The organism is Kribbella voronezhensis (genome assembly GCF_004365175.1).
GTDB lineage: Bacteria > Actinomycetota > Actinomycetes > Propionibacteriales > Kribbellaceae > Kribbella > Kribbella voronezhensis.
In genome coordinates, this window is record NZ_SOCE01000001.1 from 1,452,068 (window position 1) to 1,464,302 (window position 12,235).

The 12,235-nt window shown below is 70.1% G+C and carries 9 protein-coding genes; 5 read left to right on the forward strand and 4 right to left on the reverse strand.

The window, feature by feature from the left end; translation table 11 throughout:
* Window positions 1-34: 34 nt before the first annotated feature.
* From EV138_RS06345 to EV138_RS06355, 3 genes are read left to right on the forward strand one after another with little or no spacing between them, the layout of a single operon-like run.
* Window positions 35-1,756: an AMP-binding protein gene (locus EV138_RS06345; RefSeq protein WP_166678511.1), complete on the forward strand. Its 1,722-nt coding sequence runs from the start codon at window positions 35-37 to the stop codon at window positions 1,754-1,756.
* Entirely contained in the window at window positions 1,756-3,447 is a 1,692-nt protein-coding gene (locus EV138_RS06350; RefSeq protein WP_133977486.1) for an acyl-CoA dehydrogenase family protein, read from the forward strand. Before EV138_RS06345 ends, EV138_RS06350 begins: the two co-directional genes overlap by 1 nt.
* Window positions 3,444-5,066 carry a hypothetical protein gene (locus tag EV138_RS06355; RefSeq protein ID WP_133977487.1) on the forward strand — a complete coding sequence of 541 codons (1,623 nt, stop codon included), beginning with the start codon at window positions 3,444-3,446 and terminating at the stop codon, window positions 5,064-5,066. The genes EV138_RS06350 and EV138_RS06355 overlap by 4 nt, the downstream gene beginning before the upstream one ends.
* Before the next feature lie 73 nt (window positions 5,067-5,139).
* Here the strand turns inward: EV138_RS06355 and EV138_RS06360 are convergent, their stop codons facing one another.
* The 3 genes from EV138_RS06360 to EV138_RS06370 form a co-directional block, all read right to left on the reverse strand.
* Window positions 5,140-6,180: a helix-turn-helix transcriptional regulator gene (locus tag EV138_RS06360; protein WP_133977488.1), complete on the reverse strand. Its 1,041-nt coding sequence runs from the start codon at window positions 6,178-6,180 to the stop codon at window positions 5,140-5,142.
* Between the two features lie 223 nt (window positions 6,181-6,403).
* A complete protein-coding gene (malQ, locus tag EV138_RS06365; protein ID WP_133977489.1) occupies window positions 6,404-8,521 on the reverse strand; it encodes a 4-alpha-glucanotransferase in 2,118 nt (705 codons plus the stop codon).
* Window positions 8,522-8,590: 69 nt separating this feature from the next.
* Window positions 8,591-9,139 (reverse strand): hypothetical protein, encoded by a 549-nt coding sequence (locus EV138_RS06370; protein ID WP_133977490.1) that lies wholly within the window; start codon window positions 9,137-9,139, stop codon window positions 8,591-8,593.
* A gap of 102 nt (window positions 9,140-9,241) precedes the next feature.
* On the opposite strand from EV138_RS06370, the gene EV138_RS06375 reads away from it, so the two are divergent.
* Together EV138_RS06375 and EV138_RS06380 are read left to right on the forward strand one after the other, a co-directional pair.
* Window positions 9,242-9,934, forward strand: coding sequence for a response regulator transcription factor (locus EV138_RS06375; RefSeq protein WP_133977491.1), 693 nt, complete (start codon window positions 9,242-9,244; stop codon window positions 9,932-9,934).
* A 4-nt stretch (window positions 9,935-9,938) separates the two neighbouring features.
* Window positions 9,939-11,201 carry a HAMP domain-containing sensor histidine kinase gene (locus EV138_RS06380; protein WP_133977492.1) on the forward strand — a complete coding sequence of 421 codons (1,263 nt, stop codon included), beginning with the start codon at window positions 9,939-9,941 and terminating at the stop codon, window positions 11,199-11,201.
* Here the strand turns inward: EV138_RS06380 and EV138_RS06385 are convergent.
* Window positions 11,148-12,140 carry a DUF2157 domain-containing protein gene (locus EV138_RS06385; protein WP_133977493.1) on the reverse strand — a complete coding sequence of 331 codons (993 nt, stop codon included), beginning with the start codon at window positions 12,138-12,140 and terminating at the stop codon, window positions 11,148-11,150. The two genes, EV138_RS06380 and EV138_RS06385, sit on opposite strands and share 54 nt — an antisense overlap.
* Window positions 12,141-12,235: the final 95 nt, after the last annotated feature.

Genomic DNA, 12,235 nt, shown 5'->3' on the forward strand with positions numbered 1-12,235 from the left:
CAGCAGAACGGGCTTATCGGTAGGAGGCGATGACGTGAACGAGGATCTGGTCACCAGGTTCGGCCGGCAGGTGCTGGACGACCCGTCCCGCCCGGCGCTGATCGAGGTCAGCCACCGGGACGGGCGGGCCGCCGGCAGCACCGCGACGTACGGGGAACTGCATGACGGGGCCCGGGCGATCGCCGGGTGGCTGCGGGCGCACGCGGTACCGGGCGACCGGGTGCTGCTGCTCTACCCGTCCTCGATCGACTTCGCCAAGGCGTTCTGGGGCTGCCTGTACGCCGGTTGCGTGCCGGTGCCCGCTCCCTTGCCGGGCACCTTCGGTCATCACCTGTCCCTGACCACCGGTATCGCGCTGGATGCCGGACCGCGGCTGGTCCTCACCGACACCGAACACCTGGACGGCGTGGCCGACTGGTTGATCCAGGACCGGCTGAACGAGCTGGCCCTGTTCGCCACCGACCTCGTGGATCTGTCCCGGGTGCAGGCTGCCGGGCCGATCGAGGTGCACGGCTCGTCGCCGGCGTTCGTTCAATACACCTCGACTGGTACGGACCTGGCCGGGCACGCGATCTCGCATGCTGCCCTTGCCCGCGACATCGAACTGCTGGACAACACCCTCGACCTGGCCGCCCACGGCACGGTCGGCGGTTGGTTGCCGATGCACCACAACCTCGGCCTGGTCGGCCTGCTGCTGGCGCCGCTGGCGGTCGGGGCGACCAGCGTGCTGATGTCACCGACCGAATTCCTGAAGCACCCGCAGCGCTGGCTGGAACTGATCGACACCTTCGACCTCCGGCTCACCGCGGCGCCGAACTTCGCCTACGACCACTGCGTACGCCGGATCTCCCCCGAGGCCGCCGCCTCCTTCGACCTGTCCAGGCTTCGTACTGCGGTCAACGGGCCCGAGCCGGTCTCGGCCGCCACGCTGGCCGCCTTCGCGCAGCGCTTCGCCCCGGCCGGCCTCAACCCGCGGGCACTCACCCCGGCGTACGGGCCGGCTGACGGGGCCCGGCTGATCACTGTCTCCCCGCCGGGTGACCGGATCGACGGTCCGCTCATCACCCCGGCCGATCGCTGGGCCCTGGAACGAGACACCCTCCAACCGGCCGTCGGCGGGCTCGAGCTGGTCAGCTGCGGTCCTGTGGAGGGCACCGGTCTGCAGATCTTCAACGCGGCCACGCAGACCGAACTGCTCGACGGCCTGGTCGGTGAGATCTGGCTGGACGGCTATGCACCGACCGGCGACCTCGGAGTGATCCACGGCGGCCAGCTGTACCGGACCGGCCGGGTCAGTGACCGGCTGGCCATCGACGGTCGCAGCCTCTACGCGCAGGACATCGAGCAAGCACTCGCAACACTCGATCCGGCCTTCGCGGAGCTTCCCGGCTGCGTCTGCGCGGTCGACGTACCGCGAGAGGAACTGGTGGTCCTGCAGGAGGTACCTGCGCGCAGCAGCAGCGTGGAGCTGACAGCACTGGCCACTGTCGTTCGCGACGCGCTACGCGATCGGTACCGGGTGCGGGTCGCCAACGTCGTCTTCCTCAGGCCAGGACAGATTCACCGAGTCGCCGGACGGGTGCAGCGCACGCTGATGCGCGAACTGTTCCGCAGTGACGCACTCGCCCCTGTCTACGAGGTCCTCGGCCGGCAGACCCGCCAGCGGTTCCGTTTCACCGAGCCACCGGCCGCCGTTGCGCCGGCTCAGCCCACCCGCCGGAGGAATGCCGCTGTGCCGGCCGTGGCGGCCCAGTGATGCACAAGCCGTACCAGTTGGCTGCTGACCTCGATGCCAAACTGGGCGACCCGACAGACCCCGGCCAGCTGTTCTCGTACGAGACCTGTGCGGGTCTGGACGCTCGGGACGAGTTCCCGGCCGCCATCTGCGAACAGCTCGACAACCTCGGCCTGTCGGCGTACTACGTGCCGTCGCAGTACGGCGGTGCACTCCAGAACTTCGAGGACCTCTTCCAGCTCCTGCGAACGGTGGCCCGGCGAGACCTGACCGTCGCGGTCGCCCACGGCACGGCGTACGTCGACGCGGTGCCGACCTGGATCGCCGCTACCCCCGCACTCGCCTCTCGACTTGGGGCCGAACTCGTCCGCAGCCGGCTCGCCGAGCGGCGATTCCAAGGCGGCGTAGGGGACGCCGTGGACAGCAGCCCGCCGAAGTCGATCGGGCCGCCCGTGGCTGTCGCCTCACCGGCCGGCTACGTGCTGACCGGCACGACACCGGCAGCGCCGCGGACCCGTGGGCCGTTGACCGGACTGCTGGCCCGGACCGGTGACGAGCTGGCGGAACTGTCGATGTTCCTGGTCGAGACCGACCGCGCCCAGCTCGATCCGCCGGCCCGGCTGCACGGGATTCGCGGTACCGATCACGGCAGCCTGACTTGGTACGGCACCGAAGCCGACCTGATCGGGACGGAAGGCTCCGGCGTCGAGCTCGCGATGAAGAGCCGGCAGCTGACCTGGATCCTCGACGCCGCGGTCTCCCTGGGCGGCATCGACCAGGTACTCCGGCTGGCGCTCGGCCGCGTGATCGAGGACACCGTCTACGACCTCCGCCTGGTCGACCTGCCGCAGGTCCGCCGACGATTGACGGAGGCCTACGCCGACCTGCTCGCGGCGGAGGCGGTCGCGCTGGTCGCCACCAGAAGTGTTCACCTCAGCCCGAACGAGCTGGCGGTGACCGGACCGGCTGCGACGGTCTTCCTTCGCGACCGGGCCGATGACCTCATCCAGCTCGCCGCGGAGCTGACGAGCGAAGAGGGCAGGGTCGGCAAGGCTTTGCGCGATCACCAAACAGCCGGAGCTGTCTCTGGCGCCACGCGAGTGCTCCGAAGCCTTGCCGGGCAACTGCCGCTACTGGCCCGCAGCTATGGGCATCCGGCTCCACTTGCTGCTGCCGCGGCTCTGTCCACCGACCTACCCGACCTGCGGCCGGATCAACTCCAACTGCTGGCCCGCAGCGGCTCAACCCTGATGAACGGACTACCGGCCGCTGTGGCCGAGCTCGAATCGCTGGCCAACGCGGGAGTGGTCAGCCATCAGCTCGCCGGCAGCGCCGGAGTACTGCTCAGCGTCGCCGACGACCTGCACTGCCAGCTGAGCGATGCACTCGACCCGTCGATCGCCTTGGAGCTGGCCCGGCGCTATTCGCTTTGTTTCGCTGCTGCTGCGTGTGTCCAGGTCTGGCTGCGCAACTACGCGGAGCACTCCAAGGACGACCTCTGGACCGGCGCTGTCTGGCTGGAGGCCTGTCTGGTCCGGCTGCTCGGGCTGCTGCGGGTGCCGCCGGCAGGGCTCGCCGAGACCGTGCAGATCGCCTACGGCCGGTTGATGCCGGCGATGGTCCAGCAGCTTCGCGCCGGCCAGTTGCTGTCCCTCTTCCCCTACCCCCTGCCCGAAGAGAGTCGGCCTGTCGACGAGCGGAGCCGGGCATGACCTCGACCGAGACGCTGCTGCCCGCCGCGATCGAGTCGGCCCTCGGCGACCCCGCTGATCCCCACAACCCGTTCAGCTTCGACGCTGTCCTGGGCGCCGACGAAGCCGCAGTACCGCTGCCTGGTGCCAGTGAACTGCTCACGGAGATCAACTGGAGTGCCGAACTGGTACCGCGCGTTCACGGCGGCCGCCTGAGCACCACGGATCGCCTTGTCCAGTTGCTGCGCCCGCTGTTCCGCAGAGACGCCACCGTCGGGCTCGGTGCAGGGATAGCGCCACTGCTCAGTGCAGCGCTCGTCTGGTCGTCCAGTGATCCCGGTCAACAGAAGCCACTCGCCGCCACCATGCTGGCCAACCGCCTACCACTGGCGTCGTACGGCGAAGCCGACAGCCAACTGCCCGGCTCGGAACTGACCGCCCGCCGGTACGGCGATGAGTTGGCACTGGAGGGTTCACGGCCCGCCGTGTCGGCCTTGACCGGCTGGGACGCGCCGGTTGCCCTGGTCGCACGAACAGGCTCCGCACTGGGCAGTACGAAGTACTCGGTGGTCCTGCTGCCGCACGGGCCCAAGCCACAGGCGCCTCGGCAGCACACCGGGGTCCGAGGCTTGCGATTCGGTGATCTGGACCTGGGAGCCCAGCGACAGGAGGCACAACTCGTCGGGGGCTTCAACGGTGGGCTGGAGCTGGCCACCACTGCCTTGACCGTCACCCGGACCACGTTGGCCGGTGCGACCGTCGGACTGCTGGACACACAACTGCGGTCAGCACTGGATGCAGCGCAACGACGCAAGCGCGTGCCGTACGTGCGATCTGCGTTGGCCGGTGCCTTCGTCGACCTCCTGGTGCTCGACTGCCTGGCCACTGTCGCCGCACGAGCGCTGCACCTGATGCCTGGCCGGCCTGCGAGCTACCTGGAGGCGGTGGATCGCCTGACCGCCGTACTGGCTCGTGACGTGGTGTCGGCACTTGATGGAGTGCTCGGGATGGAGGCCCATCGGCGGGACGCGATCTTTCAGAAGCACCGGCGCGACCTGCTGGCCGGTCCGCTGGTCGCGACCGGTGGGGCACGGCGACGAGCCGGCTTGATTCCTGGTCTGCCAGGCGGTGAGACCGAGCGCGACTCGCCGGAGCCGGCCGCGCTGTTCGGTCTCGACGAGCCGCTTCCCGATCTCGACTTCGGGCAGTTGGCGAGAGCCAGGCTCAGCCCCGGCGACCCGTTGGCCACGATCACGGCCGAGACGTTGCCCGGAGACCTTCTCTCGTCGTACGGCGATCAGTTGGCGGCCGGCGTACGGCAGGTGCAGGCACGGTGCCGGGCGCTGCCGCCACGGGACCGCACGCCGCTGGCGACGCCGGATTCGTTCGCCTTGGCCGGCCGGTATGCCTTGCTGGTCGCGGCGGCGTCGTGCATCGGGGTCTGGCGTCACAACCAGCGAGGCTTCCTTCAGGACCCGACCTGGCTCACGTCGGCGTTGCACCGGTTGCTGCGACGGCTGGGTGAGCCGGCGCTCAACCAGCCGGTGGAAGTGGAAGAACGGGTGATGGCCGAGTTGCTCGACCGGCACAGCGAGCGGCGGACCTTCGACCTGACCGCAGCCCGGCTCTCCTCAGGCTGAGCAACGCGGGTCGGGTCACGCTGAGCGCCGCGGGTCGGGTCGGGTCACGCTGAGTGCCGCGGGTCGGTTGGGCTCAGGCCGAGTCCGAGCTTGCGGGAGCCGGGAAGAACTGGTCGTCGTCGTCGACGGGCAGCCAGCCGGCGCGGATCGCCCGGACGCCGGCCTGGAATCGGCTGCGGGCATCGAGGCGGACCATCAGGTCGGCCGTCAGCCGGCGGCTGGTCCGGACCGAGACGCCGAGCCGGCGCGCGACCACGTCGTCGGTGTGACCTTCCGCGAGCAACTGGACGACCGCACGCTCCTGCCGGGTCAGGCCGACGTCGTCGCGGCCGGACCGGCTCGCACCGAAGCTCGCGCTCTTCTCCCAGACGGCCTCGAAGAGGGCGCACAGCGCCGCGACGACACCAGTGTCGCGGATCAGCAGCGCCCCTTGCGCGGCGTCGGTGACGTCCATCGGGACCATCACGGCCTTGCGGTCCGCGATCAGCATCCGCAGCGGCAGAGTCGCGGTCGTCCTGATCCGCGCGCCGCGCTCGTGCAGCCAGCCGACGTACCGGGCGGTGGGGCCGTCGTTGGCCAGGCTGTCCAGGTAGACGCCGCGCATCCGGACGCCCCGCTCCAGCATCGACTCGTCCAACGGCCGGCCCGCCTCCAGAGTCGCCGCGGTCTGCGGACCGCCGTCGGAGAAGGCCATCACCTCGGTCTCCACACCGGCCAGCAGGACCTCCAGCCGGAGCCGGATGTTGTCCACCCCGACCAGCCGCTCCGCGTCGTGATACCCACCGGCGGCGGCGCGGTCGCCGTACTCCGCGACGATCTCCTCGATCGCGACCCGGCTGGCGACGACCTCTTTCTGCTTGTCCAGCAAGGCGAGCTCCTGCTGAGTCAGCAGCGGCACCAGGCTGACCTCGGGGCTGACCAGGTGCAGTTCGTGCGGGCGTTCCCAGGAGTACCGGACCAGAGCCAGTTCGAGCAGTTCGTTGACGCCTGCCTCGAGGCGGTCGGCAGGCCAGCCCATCCGGGCCGCCAGCGGTGGGATCTCGGTCCGCGGGTCCTCCAGCAGACACCGGTAGATCTTCTCGGCGTCGGCCGACAGTCCCAACGGTCTGAGCATCTGTTCGTCCACGGATCCGCTTCTCACCGATATGCCTCCCCAAGCAGCCGGCTCCTGACCGAGGAGCCTTCCCGGCCCCGTCCTCGCACCAACTCTAAGAGCCGGCACCGACGACAGTACTGACCCGCCGGGCCAGAAGCCCGATTTGATCAGACCCGGTTGAGCGCTGAACCGACGACCCTTCGACCACGATCGAATGCCTTGCGTACTGGGGTTTGTGGGACTAGATCGACAGCGTTCCGATCAGGCGGCGCAGGCGCTGGTTGGTGGGCAGGTCCTCGATCATCACCGGCATCCCGTCCGGTCCGCCGAGCGGGATCCGCCAGTTCGGGTACTCGTCGGTGGTGCCGGGCTGGTTCTGGGTCCGGCGTTCGCCGACCGCGTCGGTCAACGCGACGCCGACCAGCTTGGCCGGCGTGTGCGCGACGTACCGGTGGAGTGCCTCCACGATCCGTTCCACATCGCCGTCCGCGTTGCCGAGCAGATGCCTTTCCCGCAAGGCGTTCAGCCACGCGTCGCGCTCGGCCTCGTCCACCGCGAGCTCCTCGGCGACCGGCCGGGTGAGCAGGCCGAGGCGGTCGCGAAGGTCCACGTGATCGCCGGCCAGGTAGCCCGCGGTCGGCGGCAGGTCGTGCGTGGTGACGGTGGCCAGGCAGAGTTCGCGCCATCGCTCGGGTGCCAGCGGCCGGCCGTCGGCGTCGCGCTCGAACCAGAGCACCGACGTACCGAGGATGCCGCGCTCGGTGAGGTAGTCGCGCACCCACGGCTCGACCGTGCCGAGGTCCTCCCCCACCACGACGATGCCGGCCCGGGCCGCTTCCAGGACCAGAATCCCGATCAGCGCCTCGTGGTCGTAGCGGACGTAGGTGCCCGCGGTCGGCGACTCCGGCGACGTCACCCACCAGAGCCGGAACATCCCCAGGATGTGGTCGATCCGCAGGCCACCACCGTGCCGGATCACCGCGCGGACGAGGTCCCGCCAGGGCGCGTACCCGCTGTCGGCCAGCGCGTCCGGCCGCCACGGCGGCTGCGACCAGTCCTGGCCCTGCTGGTTGAACGCGTCCGGCGGGGCACCGACATGGATCCCGGCGGCGAGCACCCGCTGCAGCGCCCACGCGTCGGCGCCGTCGGGGTGGACGCCGACCGCGAGGTCGTGCAGGATCCCCAGCGACATTCCCGCGCTCTTCGCCCGGGCCTGGGTCCGGGCCAGTTGCTCGTCCAGCTGCCACTGCAGCCAGCAGTGGAACTCGACCGCATCCGGGTTGTCGTTGCGGAAGGCAACGACCGCCGCGGCGGCCGGGTCGCGCAGTTCCTCGGGCCACTTGCTCCACTCCGGCCCGTGCACGTCGGCGATCGCGGCCCAGGTGGCGAAGTCGATCAGCCCCTGGCCCTCCCGGTCGCAGTACGCGCCGTACTCCGCGATCCGCCCGATCGACGGCCGTACGCCGAACAGCAGCTGCAGCGCCTCGCGCTTGGCCGCCCAGACGGTGTCGCGGTCCAGCGCGGTCGCGTCCTCACTCAGAGCCCGGGTCTGCAGGCCGAGGGTCCGGACCCGGTCGCGCTCGGCCGGCGCGAGGTCGCCGTACTCGTCGATGTCCTCGATCCGCAGGTACAGCGGGTTCGCGAACCGCCGCGAGGCCGGCAGGTACGGAGAGGGCTCCATCCGCCCCGCCGTCTCCGCGGCGTGCAGCGGGTTGACCAGGACGAACCCGGCGCCCAGATCGTTGGCCGACCACGAAGCGAGATCCGCGAGGTCGTGCAGGTCGCCGATGCCCCAGGAGCGGCGGGAGCGGACGGAGTACAGCTGCAGCACCCAGCCCCAGGTGCGCTGCAGCTTCTGCGGCTGGAGCTTCTGCGGGGTGACGATCACCGTGCCGACGGAGATCTCCGGGCTGCCGCCGATGCGCGCGCACAACCGGTGATAGCCGAGCGGCAGATCGCCCGGCAGCTGGAAGGTCGCCTCACCGATCTGTACGCCGTCGATCCACTCGGGCTCGACCCAGTGCTCCTGCTGCCGGATGTCACGACGCTGGCCGCCGTCCTCCAGATCGACCCACACCTCGGCGGTCGACCCGTGCGGAAGGTGTACGGCGAACCACGGCGTCCAGCCCTCCCGCATGATCACGGTGGCGGGCAGCACGCGCCGCCAGCGAGCCTGCCGGTGCTCCGCCAACGCAGTGGCCGCTCGCTGCGGCGTCGACGCGTCCACCCCGAGCGCAGCCAGCACAGCGGCGACGACCTCACTGGAGACCTGGACATGTTTGCCCTGCCAGTCCCAGTACTCGGTCGCCACTCCGTGGGCAACGGCGAGTTCGACAAGAGCCGCAGTAGGAGCAGTCACCCGAGCGAGTCTGCCGTATCAACAGACCCCGGGTGAACAGACCACCCCACCCGGGGTGTCGGGAGCGCGTTATCTGGGGGCGGGGTAGGGAAGGCTTTCGACGGGCTTCCCGTCAACGCAAGTGAGGGCGAGCATCCTGATCGATTCGCTCTCTTCCGACCTCGTCACGGGTTTGTGGCCACTCTTGAAGAAGGTGGCAACGACGCCCGCCTCGCCGGGCTTCCTCGGCGATTTACCTACCGTCGGGCTGAAGATCACGGCCTGCTCGATCCGTACCTGGTATTCCGGCTTGGCAACAGCCCGGAAGTCGGTCACCCGGTTGCCCCCGCAGCGCAGGTACACCGTGCCGGCCACGGAATCGACCGTCCATTCACCGCCGCTGTACTGCGCTCGCGTGAGTGCTCGAGGTACTACGTGGACCCCGAGGGCGCCTCGAGTGTCAGGCAGTGCGGGGCTGGTCGGTTGCGGGTTCTTGGCCAGTTCGGCGCGGACGTCGGACTGGGTGAGGACTTTGGCGCCCGGGCTGCCGCCGGAGGTTGCCAGGGCCGTGGTGGTGCCGCCCGCGACGACAGCCGCGGTGGCGATCCAGAGGGTGGTCATTGCCATTGTTCGCTTCATGTCCACCACCTTCGGCGCGGCCCGGTTAAGGCCACACTAAGGCGATCGCAAGGTCTCGGCAGGCTTCGCCCCGGCGGCCTTCGGCGCGGTTACGGTTCCTTCATGCCGCACGTACTGGTCGTCGAGGACGACGCCAAGGTCCGCGACGCGCTCCTGCGCGCGCTCACCGACCGCGGCTACGCGACCAGCTCCAGCGGCACCGGGCTGACCGGCCTGGCGGAGCTGACCCGCGGTGGTCCCGATCTGGTCCTGCTCGATCTCGGCCTGCCCGACGTGGACGGCCAGGAAATACTCCGCATGCTGCGCGCCGTCAGCCAGATCCCGGTGATCGTGGTGACCGCACGGGACGAGGAACGCCAGATGGTGACCGCCCTCGACGGCGGCGCGGACGACTACCTGGTCAAGCCGTTCGGCCCCGGCCAACTCGACGCCCGCATCCGGGCCGTACTACGCCGCGCCGGCGCGGACCGCCGGCCGGCGCCACTCACCGTCGGGGGGCTCGTCGTGGACCCGGCAGCGCGGACCGCTCTGCTGGACGGGACCGAGCTGGACCTGGCCCCGCGCGAGTTCGACCTGTTGCGCTACCTGGCTGAACGAGTGGGCGAGGTGGTCACTCGTCGCCAACTGCTCGTCGACGTCTGGCAGCTCAGCTACGGCGGCGCGGAGAAGACCGTCGACGTTCACCTTTCCTGGCTGCGCCGCAAGCTCGGTGAGAGCGCCCAGGAACCCCGCTACCTGCACACCGTCCGCGGCGTCGGCATCCGCCTGGCCGCTCCTTCCTCAGAACAGGCATGACGCGGTGCGGCGGCAATTGGCGGGTCTGGTCGCCGCGATCACTTCGCTCGTCCTGATCGCCTTCCTCGCACCGATCGCACTGCTGCTGCGTTCCGAGGCTGCAGAACGGGCGATCTCTGTCGCCACCCTCGATGCCCAGAGCACCGCCCAACAGCTTCCCGGCCTCGTCAACGGCTCACTGCCCGACGACGGCCGTACGACGGTGTTCCTCGCCAACGGCAAGGTGCTCGGTACGCCGGCAGCCAAGTCGCCATCGGTCGAGCTTGCCCTGCGCGGCGAGTCCTTCGTCGCCGAGACCACCGGCGGCCGCGAGGTGATGCTCGGAGTGGTCTCCACCGACGGCAACGCAGTGGTTCGTGTCTTCATCGCGAACTCGGCGCTGTACGCCGGTGTGACGCGCACCTGGGCCCTGCTTGCCTTGCTCGGCGTCACGCTCTTCGTCCTCGGCATGGTGGTGGCCGATCGCATCGGGCGGCGGATGGTTGCCCCGGTTCTTGCACTGGCCGGGACTGCTGACCGATTGCGGCGTGGTGACATGTCCGCCCGGACCGTGCCGGCAGGGCCGCCCGAGGTCCAGCAGGTCGGGCGAGAGCTCAACCAGCTGGCCGACCGCATCGACGAGTTGCTGAGCACAGCGCGTGCCGAGGCGGCCGATCTGGCGCATCGGCTCAGGACTCCACTCACCGCACTCCGGCTCGACATCGACGGCCTGCGTGATCCGCAGGAGGCCGCGCGGTTGGCGGACAGCCTGCGCGACCTGACCGTCGAGGTGGACGAGCTGATCCGTACTGCGCGCAGACCGGTTCGCTCCGGCGCCGCACCTGCTGCTGACCTCGCCGTGGTGGCACGGGAGCGCCTCACCTTCTGGTCAGCGCTCGCCGAGGACATCGGTCGGCCGCTCACCGGTGAGATCCCCGAGCGCCAGGTGATCGTCCGGGCCGGCGCTGACGATCTGGGCGCGGTGTTCGACGTACTGCTGGACAACGCCTTCCGGCATACGCCGACCGACTCCGCAGTACGGCTTGTTGTTCAGGAGGACGGGCAGGCCTGGGTTGAGGATGCCGGGCAGGGGTTGTCGCCTGCCGCTGCCACTGCGCCCGGCACTACCGGGCTCGGCCTCGACATAGCGCGTCGCACCGCCGCGGCCTCGGGCGGCTCGCTCCACCTGGAGGACTCCCCGCTCGGCGGCGTGCGGGCACGCCTGGTGACGCCGCTACTCGGTGAGGCGGCGTTGGTGGCGGGTCATGATCAGGACGGCGACGAGTAGGGCGGCGCTGGCGATCACCAGGCCGACGGCGACGCCGGCCATGTTGTCGGTGAGTTGGTAGAGCGCGGTCGGCCAGATGACCAGCAGGATCGAGCAACCGACGACGGCGTACGCCGATGCGTGGCGGCGACTGTAGGCGACCAGGAGGGCCGCCGGTCCCGCGGTACCGACGGCGAGGGCCATGATCTCGCCGCGCTCCTGGATGAGCCAGCAGATCGACGAGCTGAACATGGCGGCCCCGGCCAGGGACCAGGCGGTCACCTGGTCCCGCACCAGGCCGAGCATCGCCATCACGAAGGCCACCAGGATGAACCCGGTCCCGGCGATACCGGCCGAGTTGGTGGCCGTCCCGCTGTCCGGCGTCAGCAGGTCCGAGGTGATCACCAGGACACCGACGCCGAGGACCGCGAAAGTTGCCACGAGCAACGATGAGCCGGCCAGCCACCAGAGCCCGACCGCGGCCAGCGCGAGCGCCACCGCGACACCGATGACGCGACCCGCCTCACCCTCGATGGCGACGTACGTGGCGAAGCCGGCGACGCAGCAGCCGAGTGACGCCAGCGCTGAGCTGAGCTGATCCCGGCGCTGGAGCAGGGCGAGCACGACAGCCGTTCCGAGCAGAATGACGGCCGCGCTCCCGCCGGTACTGATCCGGGCGGCGCGACTCATCTCACCCCAGTTCGCCAGTGTGAGGAGCGCGACGGCGCCCAGGAGCAGCGCGCCGCCGAGGTAACCGAGCACTTCGATCAGCGCGGACGCGTGTGTGACCACCGGCGGAGTCCGCGGCGACCGGGTCTCGGCGTTCGCCGTACCGGCTGGTTCCGGCGGGCGCGGGGAGAAGTCGGCCTCGGCGGCGTCGCGCAGGGCGTCGGCCTGGTACTGGCGGAGTACACCCGCGCTCACCAGCCTGCGCAGCTCGTCATCCAGCCGGGTCGACAAGACCGTGCCTCCTCGGGAACTACTCGGGTCCTCGCGGACTTTCTCGGGGTGGGTGCGGCGAACGTGACGGCGAACGCATCACTACAGTAGGGCGG

Bases quoted from the DNA above. Each gene is read 5' to 3' on its own strand.
- EV138_RS06350 (WP_133977486.1), top strand. From the start codon at position 1,756: ATGCACAAGCCGTACCAGTTGGCTGCTGACCTCGATGCCAAACTGGGC.
- EV138_RS06355 (WP_133977487.1), top strand. From the start codon at position 3,444: ATGACCTCGACCGAGACGCTGCTGCCCGCCGCGATCGAGTCGGCCCTC.
- EV138_RS06360 (WP_133977488.1), bottom strand. From the start codon at position 6,180: ATGCTCAGACCGTTGGGACTGTCGGCCGACGCCGAGAAGATCTACCGG.
- EV138_RS06370 (WP_133977490.1), bottom strand. From the start codon at position 9,139: ATGAAGCGAACAATGGCAATGACCACCCTCTGGATCGCCACCGCGGCT.
- EV138_RS06375 (WP_133977491.1), top strand. From the start codon at position 9,242: ATGCCGCACGTACTGGTCGTCGAGGACGACGCCAAGGTCCGCGACGCG.